The organism is Acinetobacter sp. LT1, assembly GCF_059800965.1.
This window is the reverse complement of record NZ_JBBAXE010000020.1, coordinates 34,786-57,150: the sequence shown is the minus strand read 5'-3', so window position 1 is coordinate 57,150 and position 22,365 is coordinate 34,786. Positions and strand designations below refer to the sequence as shown.

At 39.2% G+C, this 22,365-nt stretch carries 23 protein-coding genes; 9 read left to right on the top strand and 14 right to left on the bottom strand.

Annotated features, from left to right (window positions below):
* Window positions 1-243 precede the first annotated feature (243 nt).
* The 6 genes from argA to ubiG all read right to left on the bottom strand — a co-directional run bounded on the left by argA (window position 244) and on the right by ubiG (window position 5,117).
* Complete coding sequence (gene argA / locus WBW42_RS16480; RefSeq protein WP_016802669.1) at window positions 244-1,599, bottom strand: amino-acid N-acetyltransferase; 1,356 nt, start codon at window positions 1,597-1,599, stop codon at window positions 244-246.
* A 120-nt stretch (window positions 1,600-1,719) separates the two neighbouring features.
* Window positions 1,720-2,049, bottom strand: coding sequence for an RcnB family protein (locus WBW42_RS16475; RefSeq protein ID WP_002120775.1), 330 nt, complete (start codon window positions 2,047-2,049; stop codon window positions 1,720-1,722).
* 211 nt (window positions 2,050-2,260) lie between these two features.
* Entirely contained in the window at window positions 2,261-2,674 is a 414-nt protein-coding gene (locus WBW42_RS16470; RefSeq protein WP_005071792.1) for an RcnB family protein, read from the bottom strand.
* Between the two features lie 216 nt (window positions 2,675-2,890).
* Window positions 2,891-3,637 (bottom strand): YciK family oxidoreductase, encoded by a 747-nt coding sequence (locus tag WBW42_RS16465; protein WP_002120710.1) that lies wholly within the window; start codon window positions 3,635-3,637, stop codon window positions 2,891-2,893.
* Window positions 3,638-3,705: 68 nt separating this feature from the next.
* Window positions 3,706-4,407, bottom strand: coding sequence for an HAD family hydrolase (locus tag WBW42_RS16460; RefSeq protein WP_080777078.1), 702 nt, complete (start codon window positions 4,405-4,407; stop codon window positions 3,706-3,708).
* Complete coding sequence (gene ubiG / locus WBW42_RS16455; protein ID WP_005804826.1) at window positions 4,404-5,117, bottom strand: bifunctional 2-polyprenyl-6-hydroxyphenol methylase/3-demethylubiquinol 3-O-methyltransferase UbiG; 714 nt, start codon at window positions 5,115-5,117, stop codon at window positions 4,404-4,406. The genes WBW42_RS16460 and ubiG overlap by 4 nt, the downstream gene beginning before the upstream one ends.
* A 180-nt stretch (window positions 5,118-5,297) precedes the next feature.
* Between ubiG and WBW42_RS16450 the strand changes: the two genes are divergently transcribed.
* Window positions 5,298-5,915 (top strand): thiol:disulfide interchange protein DsbA/DsbL, encoded by a 618-nt coding sequence (locus tag WBW42_RS16450; protein ID WP_005804825.1) that lies wholly within the window; start codon window positions 5,298-5,300, stop codon window positions 5,913-5,915.
* A 91-nt stretch (window positions 5,916-6,006) separates the two neighbouring features.
* Here WBW42_RS16450 and WBW42_RS16445 read toward each other — a convergent pair whose 3' ends face one another.
* Window positions 6,007-6,654: a TetR/AcrR family transcriptional regulator gene (locus WBW42_RS16445; protein WP_032012571.1), complete on the bottom strand. Its 648-nt coding sequence runs from the start codon at window positions 6,652-6,654 to the stop codon at window positions 6,007-6,009.
* A 138-nt stretch (window positions 6,655-6,792) separates the two neighbouring features.
* The gene (locus WBW42_RS16440) at window positions 6,793-7,431 is read right to left on the bottom strand and encodes a TetR family transcriptional regulator (RefSeq protein ID WP_000027531.1); all 639 of its coding nucleotides are present in this window, start codon (window positions 7,429-7,431) and stop codon (window positions 6,793-6,795) included.
* Between the two features lie 173 nt (window positions 7,432-7,604).
* Here WBW42_RS16440 and WBW42_RS16435 point away from each other — a divergent pair, with 173 nt between their 5' ends.
* The 6 genes from WBW42_RS16435 (at window position 7,605) to WBW42_RS16410 (ending at window position 13,681) form a co-directional block, all read left to right on the top strand.
* Window positions 7,605-8,630 carry a ferredoxin reductase gene (locus WBW42_RS16435; protein ID WP_032070566.1) on the top strand — a complete coding sequence of 342 codons (1,026 nt, stop codon included), beginning with the start codon at window positions 7,605-7,607 and terminating at the stop codon, window positions 8,628-8,630.
* A 30-nt stretch (window positions 8,631-8,660) separates the two neighbouring features.
* A complete protein-coding gene (locus tag WBW42_RS16430) occupies window positions 8,661-9,803 on the top strand; it encodes a fatty acid desaturase family protein (protein ID WP_080777080.1) in 1,143 nt (380 codons plus the stop codon).
* A 159-nt stretch (window positions 9,804-9,962) separates the two neighbouring features.
* Window positions 9,963-10,679 carry a ribonuclease PH gene (gene rph / locus WBW42_RS16425; protein WP_002120794.1) on the top strand — a complete coding sequence of 239 codons (717 nt, stop codon included), beginning with the start codon at window positions 9,963-9,965 and terminating at the stop codon, window positions 10,677-10,679.
* A gap of 132 nt (window positions 10,680-10,811) precedes the next feature.
* Window positions 10,812-10,946 carry a hypothetical protein gene (locus WBW42_RS16420; protein ID WP_255787789.1) on the top strand — a complete coding sequence of 45 codons (135 nt, stop codon included), beginning with the start codon at window positions 10,812-10,814 and terminating at the stop codon, window positions 10,944-10,946.
* A 20-nt stretch (window positions 10,947-10,966) separates the two neighbouring features.
* The gene (locus WBW42_RS16415; protein WP_032070568.1) at window positions 10,967-13,135 is read left to right on the top strand and encodes a phosphocholine-specific phospholipase C; all 2,169 of its coding nucleotides are present in this window, start codon (window positions 10,967-10,969) and stop codon (window positions 13,133-13,135) included.
* A gap of 378 nt (window positions 13,136-13,513) precedes the next feature.
* On the top strand, window positions 13,514-13,681 hold the full coding sequence (locus tag WBW42_RS16410) for an ABZJ_00068 family colistin stress protein (RefSeq protein WP_000938939.1): 168 nt from the start codon (window positions 13,514-13,516) through the stop codon (window positions 13,679-13,681).
* On the opposite strand, the gene nadC is transcribed toward WBW42_RS16410, so the two are convergent.
* Window positions 13,678-14,523 (bottom strand): carboxylating nicotinate-nucleotide diphosphorylase, encoded by an 846-nt coding sequence (nadC, locus tag WBW42_RS16405; RefSeq protein WP_045126664.1) that lies wholly within the window; start codon window positions 14,521-14,523, stop codon window positions 13,678-13,680. The two genes, WBW42_RS16410 and nadC, sit on opposite strands and share 4 nt — an antisense overlap.
* Before the next feature lie 171 nt (window positions 14,524-14,694).
* Here nadC and ampD point away from each other — a divergent pair, with 171 nt between their 5' ends.
* Entirely contained in the window at window positions 14,695-15,264 is a 570-nt protein-coding gene (ampD, locus tag WBW42_RS16400; protein ID WP_016802679.1) for a 1,6-anhydro-N-acetylmuramyl-L-alanine amidase AmpD, read from the top strand.
* A gap of 72 nt (window positions 15,265-15,336) precedes the next feature.
* Window positions 15,337-16,887: a murein biosynthesis integral membrane protein MurJ gene (gene murJ, locus WBW42_RS16395; RefSeq protein WP_170825815.1), complete on the top strand. Its 1,551-nt coding sequence runs from the start codon at window positions 15,337-15,339 to the stop codon at window positions 16,885-16,887.
* Between the two features lie 48 nt (window positions 16,888-16,935).
* Here the strand turns inward: murJ and bamJ (WBW42_RS16390) are convergent, their stop codons facing one another.
* The 5 genes from bamJ (WBW42_RS16390) to WBW42_RS16370 form a co-directional block, all read right to left on the bottom strand.
* Window positions 16,936-17,631: a BamJ family beta-barrel-assembly machinery protein gene (gene bamJ, locus WBW42_RS16390; protein ID WP_025464203.1), complete on the bottom strand. Its 696-nt coding sequence runs from the start codon at window positions 17,629-17,631 to the stop codon at window positions 16,936-16,938.
* A gap of 49 nt (window positions 17,632-17,680) precedes the next feature.
* On the bottom strand, window positions 17,681-18,406 hold the full coding sequence (gene bamJ, locus WBW42_RS16385; protein WP_009387700.1) for a BamJ family beta-barrel-assembly machinery protein: 726 nt from the start codon (window positions 18,404-18,406) through the stop codon (window positions 17,681-17,683).
* A gap of 191 nt (window positions 18,407-18,597) precedes the next feature.
* On the bottom strand, window positions 18,598-20,784 hold the full coding sequence (locus tag WBW42_RS16380; protein WP_163114357.1) for a polysaccharide biosynthesis tyrosine autokinase: 2,187 nt from the start codon (window positions 20,782-20,784) through the stop codon (window positions 18,598-18,600).
* A gap of 19 nt (window positions 20,785-20,803) precedes the next feature.
* Complete coding sequence (locus tag WBW42_RS16375) at window positions 20,804-21,232, bottom strand: low molecular weight protein-tyrosine-phosphatase (protein WP_002120825.1); 429 nt, start codon at window positions 21,230-21,232, stop codon at window positions 20,804-20,806.
* A 4-nt stretch (window positions 21,233-21,236) separates the two neighbouring features.
* Entirely contained in the window at window positions 21,237-22,337 is a 1,101-nt protein-coding gene (locus tag WBW42_RS16370; protein ID WP_002120808.1) for a polysaccharide biosynthesis/export family protein, read from the bottom strand.
* Between the last annotated feature and the right edge of the window lie 28 nt (window positions 22,338-22,365).

Genomic DNA, 22,365 nt, shown 5'->3' with positions numbered 1-22,365 from the left:
TCGGTCTTTATTTATGCAAAAAAAAGCTAAACACAATAGGCTATAAACTTATGCGAAAAAATGATTTATCTAATAGAAATATATTTAATGCATTGTTATTAAGTTAATGTAAATAAAATAAAAAATATTAAAACCTTAAAAAATTTAGATTTAAAAAAGTACAACCATAAATTAATCGTGTTTACGGTTGTACTTTTTGAACTAAGCTTATCTGAAATAAGAATATCTTAAAATTAGCAAAGGCTAAGGAAGCAGTTTCTTAAAGACTAAAGAATTCCTTTGATAGTTATAGAGTGCCTGACGAGCATTTGGTAAGTCATCAACACTCACCTGATGGAAACCGTGTTCTAAGAACCAGTGAGCGGTTCGAGTCGTTAAAACAAATAATTGACGAATACCTTGTTCTTTTGCCTTTTCTTCAAGGAATTGCAAAATCTGGCTGCCACGGTTCGATTTACGATAACTTGGGTGTACTGCGACGCAGGCAATTTCTGCTGAACGTGTTTCATTAAATTCGGTTGGAATTGGATAAAGTGCAGCACACGCTAGAATCGTACCATCGCGCTCAATAACAGCGAACTGGCTAATCTCTTGCTCTAAACGTTCACGCGAACGATAAACTAAGATACCTTCTTCTTCTAATGGACGTAATAAATTCATTAAACCGCCCACATCTTGAATGTTGGCCATGCGAACTTCTTCATAATGCGCATCGGTAATCATGGTACCGATACCATCTCGAGTAAATAACTCTTCGAGAAGGGCGCCATCATAGGCATAAGAAATAAGATGAACGCGGTGTACGCCTGATAAAGATGCTTTTTTTGCCTGTTGCAAATGCAAGGTGAGTGTTGGGCTAATGGTTTGGTATTGTTGAATATAGTAGTCCAGTTGATGTGGGCTTAATTCACGTAATATTTGCTCATCTTCATTCAGCAATCCTTGTTGCTCACCTAGAAAAATGAGTTTATCTGCTTTTAAGTAAGTTGCTGTTTTAGTTGCAACTTCTTCAGCTCTTAAGTTAAAAACCTCACCTGTAGTGGAGTAACCCGTTGGCCCTAGCAGTACAATATTATGATTATCGAGGTGTCGATCAATCGCATCTGTATCGATAGAGCGAACTTCACCTGTAAGCTGGAAATCCATGCCATCACGAATGCCATAAGGTTTAGCAGTCACAAAATTACCTGATACCACATCTATGCGAGCGCCGTACATTGGCGAGTTTGCTAAGCCCATAGAAAGCAATGCTTCGATTTCTAGGCGGATAGAACCTACAGCACTCATGACACAGCTTAAAGATTCGCGTGTGGTAATACGGCTGTTGTCATAAAAAGGAGTTTCGATTCCTTTTTCTTTAAGGTTTTGATTAATTTGCGGACGTGCTCCGTACACGAGAATTAAGCGAATACCAAGAGAGTGCAATAAAGCAATGTCGTGAATAATATGTTCAAAATTAGGATGACGGACTGCTTCACCACCAAACATCAATACAAATGTTTTATCGCGGTGAGCATTAATGTAGGGCGCTGAGTGTCGAAACCAGTGTACATAATGCTGGGTGTTATTATGTGACTTACTTACAGGCTTACTTGACATACCGATCTCGAATCAACAGCAAAAAGATATAAAGATGATTCTAAACAAAAAAGATTAAAGCCGCATGTTTTAGATAAAAAAACACCCAAATTGAAATTTGGGTGCTTAAAAAGTTTTAAATTAGTAAACCACTCTAATGATTTTATGACTTTGTTCATTCACCAGTACATAATTACCATTCACTTTATACCATTTTTGGTAACGACCTGGTTTCGTTAATTTTTGATGTTGACGATAGTCGATCACGTAACGTGAATGTCGATACTCATGCGGTACCACCTGACCTACTCGCCACGCATTGCGATGATCATCTTTTTTAATCACTTTAACTGTTTTTACTTCATGGTTTTGGTAATTGCCATGATGATTATGATCGTTTGGTGCTGCCATGGCTGTTGTTGCAACTAAACCACTAAGAGAAAGAACAATCGCTGTTGTTAATTTTTTCATTGTAAACCTCGAATGATGAGCTGATTTCAATAACTAAAGATTAGTGAACAATTGCAGATAAATCGTGGAGGCCAAGAAGAATAAATGTGAAAACTCTCTATGAAATAAGAAGAAATTAAGAAAATTCATCATTTAAGAATATAAAAAATAAAAAAGGATAAAACCGAGAGGCTTTATCCTTTTTATTCAGCGATAGCGAGGGTCTATCGCCTTAAAAACCACGAATACTCACAATGCTATTAGAATCTGTGTCGACTAAAATATAGTCATTGTTGATTTTATACCACTGCTGATTACGGCCTGGTTTTGGCAAGTTACTGTCTTTATAGTCGACTTTATAGCCATTACCACGATAGTGCTGTGGCATAACATAGCCAGGCTGCCAGCGATGTTGTTTTAAGCGTTCAAAGCCACGCTCTTCGCGCATACGGCGTTCGTCACGGATACGATCATCATCATGATCACGTCCAAATCCTGGCCCACGATCATTCCACTCACCACGTGGACCTCCACCTTTAGGACCTTTGGGGCCATGGCCTCGGTCAAAAGGAGGATCAGCAAAGCTCGCCATACTGGTGGTTAGTACGGTTATGCAAAGGGCTAAGATGGTGAACAACTTTTTCATGATGCATCCTCGTTTACATCTGATGTCTCTCATGTTGAATACTCTACGCGCAAAATGCAGAGAAACTGTGAAGATCATTTAATGGTTCAATTAAAATTACGGATAGATCAAGGGTTTTTATCAATAATAAAAAAGGCTTGTATATCTTTTCAGGTATAGGCAAGCCAGATTTGATGATTGGCCGTAATTTAATTTAGCTTTTTCATCTTTAACTTTTTAATCCTGCGCATCAATACTTTGACCATTGAGTGCCAAGCTGTCTTCACCCATTAAATAGAGGTAGGCAGGCAAGATCGACTCTGGTGTAGGTAGCGTTTTCGGATCTTCTTGTGGGTAAGCTTTCGCACGCATTGCGGTACGTGTTGCGCCTGGATTAATGCAGTTAAAGCGGATATTTGGATAAGTATTTTCCGCTGCAAAAATTTTACTCACTGCTTCAATTGCAATTTTGGAGACAGAATATGCGCCCCATAAAGCACGCGCTTCTCGGCCTACACCTGAACTGGTAAATACAACAGAGGCGTTTTCTGACTTTTGCAAAAGTGGTAATAAGGCTTGAGTGAGGGCAAACGGAGCACGTAGGTTAACTGCCATCACATCATCCCATACTTCTGTAGGATAATGTGCTAGCTCTACACGTTCACCTAAAATACCCGCATTATGCAAAATACCGTCTAGACGTCCAAACTGCTTTTCGAGCGTATCGACTAAAAAGTCATAATCACGGTCAGAGGCACTTGAAAGCTGTAGCGGTAAAATCGCGGGTTGAGGTGCACCTAGACTCTCAATTTCATCATAAATAACTTCAAGTTTATTTAAGGTTCTACCATGTAGGACAACGGTTGCACCATGTAGGGCATAACTTAGAGCCGCAGCTCGCCCAATTCCATCACCAGCACCGGTAATTAAAATAATTCGATCTTTGAGTAGATCCGGACGAGGTTGGTATTCTGAATATTTCATTGGTAAACCTCCTTCTTTTTATATTGATAAAACGATTAACCGTTAAAAAAGTCTATAAAACTCTGATGTTAACTTATCATACGCTGATTTTCCTGTAGAGCAGGAAGCTTTTGACGTAACATATCGTGTAATTCTGTCACTGTATTTACAATCGAATCGGCCTGCCAAGCGGTTAAATCATCACGGTGTTCGATAGGTAAATAGCCATAAGCTGCCAAGATGGTATACATATCGGCATTGCGACCAGCATCAATATCACGTGGGTGGTCGCCCACATAAATAATTTCATCTGCTTGGATGTTTAACTGTTTAGCAGCCAAATACATTGGTTCAGGGTCTGGTTTGGTTTTACTGACATCTTCAGGACATACCAAAACCGCACAGCGTTCTGTCAGATTTAACTTTTCTAAAAGAGATTCACTTAAACCACGTGGTTTATTGGTCACAATACCCCACGGGATTTGCGCAGCTTCTAACTCTTCTAGAAGTGGATACATGCCTTCAAACAGATCTGTATCAACCACAATATTATTGCCGTACAGATCTAAAAAGTTTTGACGATGTGCCAAGAATATTGGATTGGCCACATCTAGCTCTGGATAGACCAATTTCACCATCGCACGTGCACCTTCAGACACCTGAGTGCGAATAAGATCGGCTTCTACAACAGGGCGTCTTGCATCACGGCACATTTGCTGAATAATACGAATGAAATCCGCAGCTGTATCGATAAGCGTACCGTCTAAATCAAATAAAACAGCTTTCATCATGCACCTGTATTAATCGTATGAACCATATAGTTAACGTCAACATTTGGCGCTAACCAGTAATGCTTGGTCAGTGGGTTGTAATGTAGGCCAGTCATTTCTTTTAACGTAAGACCTGCATTACGAATATCATGTGCCATTTCAGATGGTCGAATAAATTTATGATAATCATGCGTACCTTTTGGCAACATGCGTAGGACGTACTCTGCACCGATAATGGCAAATAAATAAGATTTTGGGTTACGGTTAATGGTCGAGAAGAACACATGGCCGCCCGGTTTAACCAGAGCCTGACAAGCTTTTACAATAGATGCCGGATCTGGAACGTGTTCCATCATTTCCATACAAGTCACCACGTCATATTGACCTGCTTGTTCTTGTGCTAATTCTTCTACAGGAATTTGGCGATATTCAATATTTTGAACATTTTCTTGCTGAGCATGTAAACGGCCGACAGCTAGAGGTGCTTCACCCATATCAATGCCTAATACATCTGCACCACGACGTGCCATACTTTCGGCCAAGATGCCGCCACCACAGCCGACATCAAGTACTTTTTTACCAGCAAGACCGCCTGCACGTTCATCAATCCAGTTTAGACGTAGTGGATTGATCTGGTGAAGTGGGCGAAATTCAGAATGTTGATCCCACCATTTGGCAGCAAGTGCTTCAAACTTTGCGATTTCTTGTAAATCAACATTCAATTGCGACATGGTGCTACCTCTAAACTTGAGTTATCTTTTTGGATGTAGTTCGCCGTTAGTGTAGCGATTATTGGGAAAAAAGCGATAAACCCAATAAAAAACTTCACAGAAGCAAAACGAATTTAGCATATTTGTTTTATATTTAGGGCATAAGCTAATGCATAACAACTTAGAGGAAAAGATGTAGCAATGAAAAAATTGGTTTTGGGTGGTTTGAGTGCAGCAATTATGGCCGTATCGGGTGGTGCAATGGCAGCAGATTTTGTTGCTGGTAAAGACTACACCGTGATTGCCAATCCAGGCAAAGTGGAAGTTCCGGGGAAAATCGAAGTTCGAGAGTTCTTTTGGTATGGATGCCCACACTGTTTTAAACTTGAACCGCATATGCAAACGTGGTTAAAACAGATTCCTAAAGATGTACGTTTTGTACGTACACCTGCTGCAATGAATAAAATGTGGGAACAAGGGGCGCGTACCTATTATACATCTGAGGCATTAGGTGTACGTAAACGCACGCATTTACCACTATTCCATGCGATTCAGGTGAACGGTCAACAAATTTTTGATCAGGCTTCTGCTGCGAAATTCTTTACTCGTTATGGCGTACCTGAGCAGAAATTTAATAGTACTTACAACTCATTTGCTGTGACTGCGAAAGTTGCCGAGTCAAATAAACTTGCTCAACAGTACCAATTAACAGGCGTACCTGCAGTTGTCGTGAATGGTAAATATGTTGTGCAGGGTGAAGATGGTAAAGTCACTCAAGTTCTTAATTATTTAATTGAGAAAGAACGTAAAGCAAAATAAGTTGTTTAGGCTTTACTTCAAAAAAAAATGGGCTTCATGTGAAGCCCATTTTTATATTTAATTTATCGTTAATTATCACGAAATAATTCAATTAATTTTGCTGATTTTCATCTTCAATCTGAAAATTTAAAACATCAAAATTAGTTGTTTGAGTCGGCAGTGATAATGCCTGATTAATATATAAATTAATTAATTTTTGGCGAGAACCAATCGAACGCTGGTAATAAGTAGAATTTAAAAGCAGTGATGCACCATAAGTCAGTGACCAGATATAAGACAAATAGTCACGAATCGACATATCATAATTCAATGATTTTAAATAATTTTCGGTAATATCTTTAATTGCTAAAATACGCTGTTGGCGAATTTCATAAAGCTCTTCGAAAAGATGCTTCAACTTAGACTCTGTCATCGTCAGATTTTCTTCAAGTTGATGCAATAGAATCGTTTTACCTGGTGCAAGCAAATGGTGAAGCATGTAATGAGGAGCATACTCTTTGAAATCTGTATTATATTTTTTAGAAATTTCTAAAATTTGCTTTTCATTTTGAATAATGAGCTCAAGTAGAAGCTCATTTTTACTTCTAAAATGCTTATAAAGTGTGCCTTTAGCAATATCTAGCTCGGCCACTAACTCATCTAGAGTAATTTCCTGATTGTTTTCTAATAACAACTTTTCTGCCACGCTCAGAATTTTTTCTTTACGCATCAAAAACTGTGTATGACGATCAAGATTCATAGGTATTCCCACACCAGTTTGGCCTAACTAATAGTTTACTTCCTGTAAAAAAGAAAAAGACTTTTCTCGAAATTTTTAGCCTTTTTCTTTCTCTCTTTACGTATTACCACATAACCTGTTTTTTGTCATTTGCCGCTTCTATCGTTCCCAGTTTGCAATCCCTCTAAACAGTAAACGAACTTGTGTAGAAGCATTTTCAATAAAGGCTATTTGTTGCAGCTTGAGCTGTTCACCTTGATATTGTTTCGATAGGTTGAGCCACGTCATTGCCCATGTAAATGACATATTAGTCAAAATGGTAGATAAGACATTTAAGTCTTGAGGATTTTGAATATGTTTAAAATTTTCGAGTTTAGTAAGATCAGTTGTTAGATCTTCAATCAGAAATTCAATTTCTCTGGCAATTGCTGCACGGACTGTTTCTGAGCCACCCCAACGTTCAGCAATCATAAATTGCCATTGCTTAGGGCTATGATTTACCGCCTGCACAAATAGCTCAATACTGGTCTGGGTTTTAGCAGATTTATGTTGTAAATAACTTTGTCCAAGTTGATGTAAGACGCTTTTTAAATGTAAGGCAACTTGGTCAACCAGTTCTTTGCCGAGTTCGTCCATGTCCTGAAAATGACGGTAGAACGCTGTCGGTACTAAACCTACTTCACGTGCAACTTCACGCAAACTGATACTACTGAACGAACGCCCAGACGTGCTTAGATGCAAGGCTGCATCGAGAAGTGCCTGACGACTTTGCTGTTTTCGTTCATCCCGTATCGACATTAAAAGAACCTATTTAAACCGTGAGCCAAAGTCTAACAAAAAAGAGCAAACTTTCATAAAAAAAATAGTGAACAAGTGTTGACTGAGTGAATAGTTATAAATATAGTGTACATATGTTCACTATACGAACATGTGTTCACTCAAATAAATAGCCAGATACAAAAGAGGAACGTATGAACGCAACACTTAGTTATCAGCCACATTGGGTTCGAGAAGATTTCGTTGATTTTGTCTTGCAGAAAATTAACGTGACTTGGGCGTGGAAAAGGGTACTTGCAGAAGTTACTGCAGTTCAGCCACTGCATACCGATATGGTGCTCATTAGACTTAAACCAAATCGTAATTTTAATTTCGATCAAGTTCGAGCGGGTCAAAGTATTTTGCTGACTTTACTTATCGATGGCGTTTACCAACAACGTAGTTATTCAATTATTGAAGTGACTACTCAGGGTGAAATCGCTTTAGGTATTAAAGTACAAGGTTTGGTGTCTCGTGCAGCTCAACTATTACATGTGGGTGAGTGTGTTGAGATTTCACAACCACAAGGTGATTTTATTTTGCACCAAGGTCGGCATCCTGCAATTTTGATTGCGTCAGGAAGCGGTATAACTGCAATTTATTCACTCTTGCAGCAAGCTTTAAAACAGCAACTTGAACAAATTCATGTCATTTATTTTAATCGTGCGGAAATTTTTCATACTGAATTAAAAGCTTTGGCAGAACAGCACCCGCAGCTTCAATATCACTTTTTTAATACCACCGAGCAAAAGCAGCATTTAACTGGAAGCTTACTGCAAAAGCTGGTTCCAGATTTCGAGCAAACAGCAACTTATGTTTGTGGTCATCACGGCATGATGCAACAAGCCAATGAAATTTATGCCCAAAAAGGTGCTCAGTCGCAGCTTCATCAAGAATATTTCCAACCACTTCACGTGACTGGTACACATGCAGCACAGCCTGTTATTTTCCGCCGTGCCCAACACGAGTTTTTAGCTGAAACAAATTTACTGAGCAGTGCAGAGCAAGCCGGTTTACGCCCACAACATGGTTGCCGTATGGGTGTTTGCAATAAATGCAGCTGTACCAAGGTAAGCGGAGTTACTCAAAACCTGTTAACTGGTGATATTGAAGATCAACCGAACCGCCCAATTAAACTATGCGTGAGCCAGGCATTAAGCCCAGTCACAATTGATCTATAAAAAGAATTAAAGAGGATTAACCCTATGAATATGGCATTAGAATTTTCTACTGTTTCTAAATCTGCTCATTTAACACCTGAACAGACTGAAGAGTTTGGTCGCCGTGTTGAGCAGATTCGTCAAGACGTTATGCAAAGTCTTGGTGAGCAAGATGCAAAATATATCTATAAAGTACGTAATTTTGTTCGATATACCGAAATCGCATCACGTGGCATGTTGATGTTTGGTGGCTGGATTCCTCCTGTCTGGTTATTGGGTACAGGTTTACTGGGTATTTCTAAAATTGTAGAAAACATGGAACTTGGTCATAACGTTATGCACGGTCAGTTTGACTGGTTAAATGAACCAAGTCTGAATGGTAATACCTATGATTGGGATACCATTGCCTCTGGTGATGACTGGCGTGAAACACACAACTATGTACATCACACCTATACCAATATTGTTGGTAAAGACCACGATGTCGGATATGGTATTTTGCGAGTAAGTGATCAACAGAAGTGGGAACCTCGTCACCTATTTAATATTCCTTTGGCTCTACAGTTAATGTTTTTCTTTGAATGGTATGTAGGTGTACAAAATCTACATCTTGAAGATGCATTAGTTTATAAAACCAAAAGCTGGAAACAGGTGTGGAAAGATGCGGCTAAGGTCCGTAAAAAAGCAACGCGCCAAATTTTAAAAGATTATGTGTTTTTCCCTGTGATCTCTGGTCCTATGTTTTTACCGGTTTTTGCAGGCAATGTAGTTGCGAATATTATTCGTAACTTGTGGTCATCTGCTGTGATTTTTAATGGTCACTTTACTGAAGATGCAGAAACGTTTGAGCCTGATAATACTGATACCGAAACTAAGGCAGAGTGGTACTTACGCCAGATTCGTGGTTCAAGTAACTTTAGTGGTACAGAATGGCTGCATTTTATGAGTGGTAACTTAAGCCATCAGATTGAGCATCATTTATTTCCAGATATGCCAGCCAACCGCTATAAAGAAGTAGCACCGAAAATTAAGGCACTTTGCGCAGAATATGGCATTAACTATAACGAAGCGAACTTTATGCGTCAGTTCTGGAGTGTATGGGTACGTTTAGCGAAATGTTCACTGCCAAACCATACCACTGGAAAAGTGATGCAGACATTAGAAAAGTTAAAAGCAAAATTCAAATTTGCTTAATCTCAGTTAATTAAAAATAGCTCCTTTTTAGGGGCTATTTTTATTTTTGAGTTATGAAACTTACAGACTTACATTTGAAAGTAGGGAATAAACTCAACCTGTCAAAATCCTTTGCTATACTATGCCCAAGTTTGTATTTAAGATAAGTTAGGAAGGATTATGCGTATTGACCAACGTGCATTAGACCAATTACGTGAAGTGAAAATTACACGAAACTACACCCGTTATGCTGAAGGTTCTGTGCTGGTCGAATTTGGTCACACCAAAGTCCTTTGTACTGCAAGCATTGATAACTCAGTGCCACGCTTTTTAAAAGGCCAAGGCCAAGGCTGGGTAACGGCAGAATATGGCATGTTACCGCGTTCAACCCATTCACGTTGTGACCGTGAAGCGGCTCGTGGCAAACAAACTGGTCGTACTCAAGAAATCCAACGTTTGATTGGCCGTAGCTTACGTGCGATGGTTGATTTGAAAAAGCTCGGTGAAAACACGATTACCATCGACTGTGACGTGATTCAGGCAGATGGTGGTACTCGTACTGCTTCAATCACTGGTGCTGCTGTAGCATTGGTTGATGCGATGAATGTTTTATTGTCTCAAAAGAAAATTAAGCATGATCCTCTTAAAGGGTTGGTTGCTGCAATTTCTGTCGGTATGTATCAAGACGAAGTGTTGCTTGACCTTTGCTATGAAGAAGACTCGAACTGTCAAACTGACTTAAATGTAGTAATGACACAAGCTGGCGAGTTTATTGAAATTCAAGGTACTGCCGAAGATAAACCGTTTACCCGCGCTCAAAGCAATGCCATGCTAGAAATGGCTGAAAAAGGGATTGCCGAGCTCATTAAAAAGCAACAAGAAGCTTTAGGCTGGTAATTTTACGCTTTCTAAAAACGCATCTTTGGATGCGTTTTTTTATGCCTTCATCAAATCGACATAAAAACATCACGTGCCTGTCACTTTAACGCTTTATTAGTAGTTCGCATTTAAACCGTTTGGAAAAAACCAATGCGAAAACTTTCACTTTTATTAATTACCTCTTTAGCACTCATGCTCAGTGCTTGTAACGATGATAACGACTCAGATAATTCATCGCCAACAACACCGCCCACCAGTAATTGCAAAATGCACTGTGCACCATAATAAGAACTAGGATAGAACTAATGAATCGTCGCGAATTTCTTTTAAACTCTACAAAAACCATGTTTGGGACAGCTGCTTTAGCGAGTTTCCCGCTGAGTATTCAAAAAGCCTTAGCTATTGATGCCAAAGTTGAAAGTGGAACTATTCAAGATGTTAAACACATCGTGATTTTGACTCAGGAAAACCGTTCTTTCGATAATTATTTCGGAACATTAAAAGGTGTACGTGGTTTTGGTGATCGTTTTACAATTCCAATGACGGAAAGCCGAAAGGTTTGGGAACAATATGATGCGAATAAAAAGAAAGTATTGCCTTACCATTTAGATAGTCGTTTAGGAAATGCTCAGCGTGTTTCAGGTACACCTCACTCATGGTCTGATGGCCAAGCAGCTTGGGACAATGGCCGTATGAGTGATTGGGTCGCTTATAAAAAACCACAGTCGATGGGCTACTATAAAAAACAAGAAGTCGAATATCAGTTTGCTTTAGCGAATGCTTTTACCATTTGTGATGCTTACCACTGTGCTATGCATGCTGGGACCAACCCAAACCGTAAGTTTATTTGGACTGGAACTAATGGTCCTACAGGTGCAGGTGTTGCGAGTGTTGTAAATGAATTTGATGGGATTGGGGCATCAACAGAAGGTTATGAATGGACGACTTATCCTGAGCGCTTACAGCAGGCTGGCGTAACATGGAAAGTCTATCAAAATATGCCAGATAACTTTACCGATAACCCGTTAGCTGGTTTCAAACAGTATCGCCGTGCAAATGAGCAATCTGGTCAACCTGTCAGTAACGACACGCTAACGTGTCCAGCATACGATGAAAAGATTGATGCGACTCAACCACTTTACAAAGGTATTGCCAATACCATGCCGGACGGTGGTTTTTTAGGAACTTTTAAAGCTGATATTGCACAAGGTAAATTACCACAAGTGAGTTGGTTAGTTGCTCCTGCAACTTACAGTGAACATCCGGGGCCATCTAGTCCTGTACAAGGCGCTTGGTATATTCAGGAAGTATTAAATGCATTAACTGAGAACCCTGAGTTGTGGAGCCAAACCGTTTTATTGGTGAACTTCGATGAAAATGACGGTTTCTTTGACCATGTCCCTTCACCAAGTGCACCGTCTAAAGATTTAAACGGTGTTGTATATGGAAAAACGACTTTAAACGATCAGCAAGTGTCTTATGAGTACTTTAACCATCCAGCAGTAGCGACTTCAAAATCTCAACCTCAGCCAGATGGTCGAGTGTATGGACCAGGTGTACGAGTTCCAATGTATGTGATTTCGCCGTGGAGCCGTGGAGGATGGGTAAATTCTCAAGTCTTTGACCATACTTCTATTTTACAGTTCTTGGAAAAACGCTTTGGTGTGCAAGAACCTAACATTAGCCCTTACCGCCGTGCTGTATGTGGTGATTTAACGACGGCATTTAATTTTAAAACACCGAATGTTCTGCCTGTTGCTGAACTAGATGGGAAGAAAACCAAAGCCGAAGCCGATGCGATTCGTGTTGCTCAAGCTTTATTGCCACAAGTTCCTGTTCCGAGCCAGCAGCAATTTCCTCAGCAGGAAATGGGAATTAGGCCATCACGTGCTTTGCCATATATTTTACACACCAGTGCCAAAGTCGATACCACTCAAAAAATAGTTAAATTGATGTTCTCTAATACAGGTAAACAGGCAGCCGTTTTCCATGTCTATAACCGATTAGATCTTACGGCTATTCCACGTCGTTATATGGTTGAGGCGGGTAAACAGCTCGATGATGTATGGAATGCTACAAATGGACAGTATGATTTATGGGTACTTGGACCAAATGGTTTTCACCGTGCGTTTAAAGGTAATTTAAGTCAAGCTAATCAGACTCAAGCTTTACCGGAAATTAGAGTATGTGTGGAAGAGTGTGATGCGAATTTGTATTTAAAAGTGCGTCATGATGGTAATAAGTCAGTCAAGCTCACAGTCAAAGCAAATGCTTATCTTCCAAACAAGACATGGGCGATTGAAACGAACAGTTCTGAAAAAGAATTAGTTTGGGATATGTCTGAATTTGGTGGCTGGTATGACTTTACTGTGACATTAGCTGATGATGCTACGTTTAGCCGTCGTTTTGCAGGACGTATTGAAACTCAAGAAGATTCAATTTCTGATCCATATATGGGTTATCTAGAGTCTTAAGTTATATAGCCTGAATTGGAATTGTTATTTAAAGTCCATTTAGATGACTTTGATAAAAAAGCACGGCCTTATATCACATGAAATTCAAATAGATGTTGTATAGGCTTCCTCACTTTTGAAAGGTCAAAAGTGACAAAAACCTCTGTTTCTCTGATGTTACTTCTATATAACACAGAGAAACGGTGACATCCATGTCACCTGTCACGATAGTAAATGCAGGGTTTAGGCTGTTGATATAAAACTTTATGCGTAAAATATTGTCGTATAGATGAATAATAAAAATAAAGACTTACCTTTTGTAACAGAATCTCCTAAGCCTGGACATATTTATCTTTTACCTTGAAACCCTGAATTTTTTTAAAGTAATGGGGAAAATTTATGCTACAAGGTTTTATTGTATTATTAGCAGTAGTTACATTTGTTTTAATGGCGGCCGATCCACGTGATAGTGGGGCACAAGCGACTCAGTCAGCGTGGCAAAAAACACAAGCGGCAGACATGACCAAGTCGCAAAAAAATACCAATAATGACGCAGATTTTATCTAAGCATTAAAACGCATAGATAAATCAACAGCTCTAACATCTTTAGTCAGAACGCCCATAGAAATATAGTCAACGCCAGTGGTGGCAACTTCACGCAAGTTTTCAATAGTGATATTGCCAGAGGCTTCGAGTTTACAGCGACCTGCTACATGTTTTACGGCATCAATCATTTGCTGTTGACTGAAGTTATCGAGCATGACAATGTCCGCCCCAGCTTCAAGTGCTTGGTTTAATTCATCCCAAGTTTCAACTTCGACTTCAACAGGCTTGCCCGGTGCAATTTGATGTGCTTTGGTGATTGCTTGAGCAATACCACCCGCTGCCATAATATGGTTTTCTTTAATTAAGAACGCATCAAATAAGCCAAGACGATGGTTTTGTCCGCCCCCGATAGCAACCGCATATTTTTGTGCAATACGTAAGCCTGGTAGAGTTTTACGTGTATCGAGAAGTTTTGTATTTAAACCTTCAAGATGTTGAACATATTCAGCAGTTTTTGTTGCAACAGCAGACAAAGTTTGAATAAAGTTTAAAGCAGGGCGCTCTACAGTCAGTAAGCTACGTGCAGAACCAGCAAGCTTTAAAAAGGCTTCGTTTGCAGCAACACGTTCACCTTCTTGTTTTAGCCAAGTCACCTGAACACTATTGTCATAAGCTGAGATGAGCGCATTAACCCACGGTTGTCCAGCTAAGACCATATCTTCGCGGCTAATAATGGTTGCGGTAGCCTGTTCATCTTCTGGGGTGAGCATGGCGGTAATGTCACCGTCCCCAATATCTTCTTGTAATGCTTGTTGAATATTGATTTGAATTGATTGTTCAAGCAAAGACTGAGGTATGCTCATACGGTTTCCATTTTGTCGATGACCCTAAAACTTGCGATATATTAGCATCGTCGACCTGAAAAATAAGCTGTTTTATGAGATTAATCGCGATAAACAATCGCATTTACTACTTTGAAAAGCACATAACTGTTTTAAACTAAAACAATTGGCAAGCAATTTATTGGCGTCTCAATGAAGCAAATCACACCGTATGAAGTTATAGATGGACAATTAAAAGGGGCGAGACAAATCCCTTCTCCAAATTTTAACCAGCGTCCGACTGGCACCGAAATTCAAATGATTGTGGTTCATAATATTAGCTTGCCGCCGTCTCAATTTGGAGGGGGATATATTGAGCAGTTTTTTCAAAACAAGTTAGATTGGTCAGTTCATCCTTATTTTCAGACTATTGAAGGTATGCAAGTCTCTACACACCTGTTAATTTTACGAACAGGTGAAGTCCTACAGTTTGTTAACTTTAACGACAGAGCATGGCATGCAGGGCGTTCAAGCTACTTAGCCAAAGTTGAATGCAATGATTATTCAATTGGTATTGAGCTTGAAGGAAGCGATGATTTACCTTTTGAAGATGTACAATATGAAGTATTAACTGACGTTGTTACCGCTATCCGTCAGGCTTATCCTGAAATTAAAAACCATATTGCAGGGCATTCGGATGTTGCACCAGGCCGAAAAACCGATCCGGGGCCTTATTTTAAATGGCAACACTTTAGACAACTGTTAGCACAGAAAAAAACTTGAGTTCATTCATCATTTCACAACGAAAAGATTTTCTAGTTTCATTACAATAGCGTCTTTCGAATATAGCTGTAGGTGAGTGCGATGGCATTGTGGCGATCGACTTTTATTGTCAGTGCAATGACGATGTTGTCACGAGTGTTAGGGCTCGTGCGTGACGTCGTATTGCTCAACGTGTTTGGTGCAGGTAAAGATTTTGATACCTTCGTCGTCGCTTTTCGTATTCCCAACTTCTTTCGACGACTATTTGCCGAAGGCGCCTTTTCTCAGGCCTTTATCCCAGTCTTAACTGAATATAAAACGGGTCGAGCACACGCTGAAGTACAGATTTTAATTAGTCGGGTATTTGGCTGTTTGCTAACAGTTATGACCTTACTCACTTTTGTGGCTATGGTTTTAGCACCTGCAATCATCTATATGTACGCACCGGGCTTCCACAGTGATCCAGAAAAGTTCGATTTAGCCGTCAGCATGTTCCGTTTGACTATTCCATATCTAATGTTTATGTCGCTCACGGCTTTTGCTAGCAGCATCTTAAATAGTTATGGTTCGTTTGCCTCACCAGCTTTTTCACCAGTTTTGTTAAATGTAGCGATGATCGCAGGAGCGTGGTGGCTTACGCCGTATATGGCTGAGCCAATCAAAGCATTAGGCTGGTCAGTTGTTGCGGCTGGGGTATTACAGTTAGCGATACAAATTCCTGAATTGTGGCGTAAAAACCTACTGATTCCACCTAAAGTTGATTTTAAACATGAGGGTGTAGAGCGTATTTTAAAATTAATGCTTCCAGCATTATTTGGTGTATCGGTGACTCAGATTAACCTATTGCTAAATACGATTTGGGCATCTTTCATGCAAGATGGTTCAGTGTCTTGGCTCTACAGTGCTGAACGCATGACTGAGCTACCTTTAGGTTTAATTGGGGTTGCGATTGGTACAGTAATTTTGCCTTCGCTTTCTGCCCGTCATGCAGAGCAGGATCAAGCAAAGTTCCGCGGTATGATCGACTGGGCTGCAAAAGTCATTGTATTGGTAGGATTACCGGCAAGTATTGCTTTATTTATGCTTTCAACACCGATTATTCAAGCATTATTCCAGCGTGGTGAGTTTGATTTACGTGATACACAAATGACAGCTCTAGCATTGCAATGTATGAGTGCTGGTGTAATTTCTTTCATGCTCATTAAAGTATTCGCCCCAGGTTTCTATGCACAACAAGACACAAAAACACCAGTGCGCGTAGGCTTAATGTCGGTCGCAGCTAATGCAATTTTAAACGTTGTATTTATTGGTTTCTTTAAGCTTATTGATTGGCATGCAGAACATATGGCACTTGCACTAGCATCTTCAGGTTCAGCGTTAGTAAATGCTGGTTTACTCTACTTCTATTTGCATAAGCGTAATATTTTCCGATTTGGTCCGCATTGGAAGAAATTAGGACTTCAATATGGTTTAGCAAACCTCGCTATGATTGCAGCGCTTTGGTTTGGGCTCAATTGGTATAACGGAGAGCTTTCACAGTGGTTACGTGTTGCCGAAGTCGTAGGGCTATGCGTAGTTGGGATAATTGCTTACCTGATCGGTTTAATCTTTACGGGTTTTCGACCTAGAGATTTAAAACACTAAAAATAAAAAAAGCGATCTTAAATGATCGCTTTTTTTATACTAATACATTTATTTTGGCAAAACTTGCAGCAATTCAATATCGAAAATTAAAGTGCTATTCGGACCAATCGTGTCACCTGCACCGACTTCACCGTAAGCGAGATTTGCAGGGATAAAGAAACGAGTTTTACCGCCTTCTTTCATGGTTTGTAGACCTTCAGTCCAGCCTGCAATCACTTGGCTAAGCTGAAATTCAACTGGATGATTACGTGCGATTGAGCTGTCAAATACAGTTCCGTCGAGTAAACGACCTTCATAATTCACTTTAACACGTGATACAGCTTTCGGTTTTTTACCTGTACCTTCTTTTAATACTTGGTATTGGAGGCCTGATTTAGTCGTGATTACGCCCGATTTTTTTGCATTATCAGCAAGAAATGCAGCACCTGCTTGAGCATTTTGTTGTCCTATTTTTTGAAATTCAACAAGTTGCTTAGCTTCTAAAGTTTTTTTATAATCATTAATCGCTTTCGCCATTTCTTCATCAGTTAAGCGTGCGGTTTTGTTCTGAGCACCTTCTTGTAAACCCTGATAAAAAATATCAAGATTTAGATCTGTTAGAGCATCAGTATTATTACGGCCCATTAAATAGCCATAGCTATAGCTAAACTGTTCTTTCGCCGAGCTTTTATTTGTAATAGGTGCAGCAGCAAAAACAGATAAACTCATTGTTGATGTTGCAATAATTAAACCAATTTTTTTCATGCCGTTTTCCAAAAAAAAGGAGAGTACTGTTTTACTCTCCTGAATGTTTTTATTTCACTGAAATGAGTTCTACATCAAAAATCAGCGTACTGTTTGCTGGAATACCAGGAAGTTCCTGAGGACCATAAGCAAGATTAGATGGAATGAAGAACGTCGCTTTACCACCTTCTTTCATGAGCTGAAGTCCTTCAGTCCAGCCTGGAATAACCTGATTGAGAGGAAACTCAACAGGCTCACCGCGCTTATACGAACTATCAAATACTTGACCATTAATTAATCGGCCTTCGTAATGTACTTTAACCATAGACTGCGCAGTTGGTTGTTTACCTGTGCCTTCTTTAGTAATGATGTATTGCAAACCAGACGCTGTAGTTTTTACACCAGCTTTTGTTTTATTTTCTGCAAGGAATTGAACATCTGCAGATTCAGACGCTGCACCAGCGGCTTGCTGTGGTTTATCTTGTTGTTGCATTTTTTGCTGCAATTCTTTTTCATAAGCAGCAACAGCAGCTTTTAACTCTTCTTGAGTATAAGCACTTGGTTGCTTATTACGAGCATCATGAATCCCTTTCACAAATGATTTTGTGTCAAGTTCAGGTGGAGTTTGCTGAGCAACTTCGTACCCAAGAACATAACTGATTTTTTCAATTGGAGAGGCATTTTTATTTGCTTTGCTTCCGACTTCTGTGGTCGGATGTTGGCTTGCATAATAAACTGGTACAAGTGCAGCACCGCCTAAAACTACAGCGACAGCAATGGGTAAGGCTTTACTCATAAAAGGTTCCAAAAATAATCATTTGAGTCTAAAAAAGCTGCTTTTGATCTTAGCATGCTTAAGCATAGAATGTTTAAGAAAAAAAACGAGTGGTTTTTTATATATTTTAGTTAGTTTTAGTAGGGATAGACTTAAAAAAATCTTAAATAAAAAACCGGATCATTTGATCCGGTTTTTTTATCACTTTACGATTAATCTTCTTTTTGTGCTTTATAAGCATAGGCATAGTTATAGCCATAACCATAACCCGCGCTCGCACGTTGAATATCGTTAAGAATAAAGCCGTTGACTTTAACACCTGCTTGTTCAAAGCGATTAAGCGTTAATTCAAGCTCTTTCATTTGCGACTTAGCATAACGCGCAACAATTAAGTTCACGCCTGTATATTGCGAAATAATAATACCATCGGTTACTGCAAGTACTGGTGGAGTATCGATAATGATGTGGTCATACTGACTTTGTAGTTGTTCAAGTAGTTCTTTAAATTGGTTAGAGCTTAAAATCTCTGAAGGATTTGTTGGACTCTTACCGCGAGTAATCACATCAAGGTTAGCAACTTGAGTTTTATGCAAAACTTTTTGTAGATCAGCTTGTCCACTCAATAACTCAGAAAGACCTGGCTTAACATCTACATCGAAGTATTTATGCATATAACCACGGCGCATATCGGCATCAATGAGTAATACACGCTTGTCGCTTTGAGCAAAAATAGTTGCAAGGTTGGTTGAAATAAACGATTTACCAACTTCTGGTGAAGGGCCAGCAATCATAATGATATTGTTTTTTGCATTTGCTAATGCAAAGTGAATCGCGGTACGGATACTACGTAAGCTTTCAATTGCAATATCATCACTATTTTTAACTGCAAGAATAGGAATACTCTTCTTTTTCTTTAAAATCCTGATACGACTTTCTTGAATTGGAGAACGTGGTACGGTTGCATAGACTGGTAAATCCAACTCATTTTCAATTTGCCCAGAATCTTTAATGCCTGTACGTAACATATTACGTAGTAGGGCGACTAGTGTTCCAATAAAACCGCCCACAAATAAAGATAAAATAAGAACTAACAGTTTTCTTGGTTTAATTGGCTTAACTGGCTCGACTGCAGTGTCAACAATACGTACGTTGCCTATTTCACCTGCTTTGGCGATACGAAGTTGTTGGTACGAGTTGAGAAGCGCTGTGTAGAGCTGTGTTTTTACCTCTACCTCACGATACAATTGTAAATATTGACGTTGCACATCAGGTAGTTGTTTTAAGGTGCTATTTAACTCACCAATTTGTTTATTAATAGCAGCGAGCTGCCCATTAATTTCACGCATTGCAGGGTGTTCAGCAGTATATTTTGCCGCCATCTCAGCTTGCTTTTGCTCAAGCTCAGCCTTTTTGGTCTCTAAAGTAATACTTTGAGTTAAGTACAACTCAGACTCTTTAGTGACATCAACTGTGTTGTATTGTTGACGGAACTTATTAAATTGACGCTCTGCATCGTCTAATTGCTTTTTAAGATCTGGAAGTTGTTCATCTAAGAACTTTAAAGTTTGAGCAGACTCAGCCGAACGACGTTCAATATTTTGTGCACTATAAGTTGCCAGAATTGCATTTAAAACTTTAGTAATATGTTCTTTATCTTGACCTTGATAATTTAGACCTAAAACACCTGTAAGTTTGCCACGTTCTGCGACAGAATAATTTACGCTAAGTGAATTTACAGCAGCAGGTAAGGACAAATTAGTAATATTATAGGTCGCATCAAGTTGATCTTTGGCAAAAATTGCAACCTTCCAGAGTCCATGTGGCCCAGTAACATGGTTAGCCCGGTTCAACGGAACTGTTAATATTACCTCTTCAGTTTCTGGGTCAGTTAAAGTTAAAGATTGTTTATCAAAATTAAGAAGTAAGTTTTTGTCTAGATAATAATTCGGAACTTCAAATTCACGCACTTCAAAACTTTTAAGGTTATCTTGAAATAAAACCGATTTTTTTGTGTACTCGGTTTTATATTCTGTGTCGCTTAATAATCGGTGAGTAAGCGTATCTTCTGTACTGGAAATTTGTATATTTAGATGTAACTCTTTAATGACAGAGCCTAGAACCAAGCGAGATTTTAAAATTTCAATTTCAGCTTGCGCTGGTGATTTTTGCTCAATCATTTGCGACAAATCACCTAAAAGTGCAGCAGAAGCCCCTTTACTGTCTTCAACTTGGACCAAAGCATCAACCGAATAGGTATCTGGCGTTACGCGTAAATAGAGTAGAGCAAATACAACGCTTAAAATAACGCATAGAGCAATAAGCTTCCACTGAGCGATCAGCGAAAAAAACAGTTCTTTTAAGTCAATTGTATCTTCGGTATTAGTATTCTGTTGGTTCATATGCTTAAAAATCTATACGTTAAATATAAGGTTTCCAATCAGCCACACACTGCTGAATGAGTTGGAAAGTTTCATCAAAAACAACTTGATCGTGCTGGTAGGGATCAGGCACATTTTTGTTCTGCCAGTGGCCTAGGCGATAGGTTTTACCTTTTGCAAAGGGCCAAGTCTGCTCAATATGCTTTTGCTGATTGTGACTCATGACCAAAATAAGGTCAGCTTTTTTAATATGCGAAGCATTAAGTTTACGGGCAATATGTGGTTGCATATCGATGCCTAAGCGTTGCATACAAAGTTGTGCTTTACTGTCTGCTTGATGACCTACAAGTCCAGAAATACCAGCAGATTCAATATTTAGTTGGGGGTATTGCTGTTTTAACAAATACTCTGTCATAGGACTACGACAGATATTTCCAATACATACGACTAAAATATTTTTAATTTGCATAATATTATTGTCCCAAACGGTCTATGTTATATAAAGCATTTGAGAAAGGAATAATCTGGTTAATTACACGTTGCCAACGTGTTAAACCAGTCGCATCAACGTAGACAATATCATTACTACGTAGTTTGAATTGATTCGCTAGACCAAAATCACCAATACTTAAAAGATTTAAGTGATAAATTTCAGTGGTATAATCATTTGGATTAGTACGCACTACATAGATCTTACTTGCACTACCAGAAGCTGGATTAATACCTAAACTTTCCCCGAGAGCATCACTTAAAGTCATACCCTGATCGCGCATTGGTAAAGCTTGACTTTTTCCAGCTTCACCCATGACATAAATTTTTTGGTTCTCACGTGTGCTGACATAAATGGTGTCATTGGGTTGAACGAGTAGCTTATGAAGTGAATAGCCAGCTTTTTCTAAATCAATTGTGTTTAGATTATAGGTCCGACCATTTCGAACGAGTTGAATATAAGTGTTATCACCCGTAGTGGTGACTCCACCTGCCATACCTAATGCAGTATATATACTTACAGGCTGGTCACTTAAATAAAATTGCCCACCTTTTGTGACGCTACCTTGAACAGAAAAGCGCTGTCCTTCATAAGATACTACACGAACTATAACATCCGGATTTTTTAAGAATCGGGCAAGTTGACCACGTAATTCACGGTTTACTTGAGCAAGCGTTTTACCAGCAGCTTTGTAGCGGCCAACTAAAGGAAATTGAATATAACCCGTTTGATCGATTGGATAACCATTTGATTGAGTTGACTGTTCATTATTAATGTTATTGAGCGGAGGGGTAATTTCTGGATAAGCCCAGAGCTGAATAGAAAGAACGTCACCTGAGCTTAAACGATAAATAGGTTGTTGAGTTTTAAATAAGGATGCGTAGTCATGTTGATAGTTAATTTGAGCAGGCTGAATGACCGGTAGCGTTTCTTGAGAAATTTTAACTACATTTACGGTAGTTCCGAGGTCAGTTTTATAAACACCTTCACTTGGAAGATCATAAGTTTGTAAACCGGAAGTAACCGCACAGCTAGCGGCACTCAAACTCAAGGCAAGAACAGAAAAAAACTGGCAATACTTCACACGCAACCCTTTGTGTATTTATCTTTAA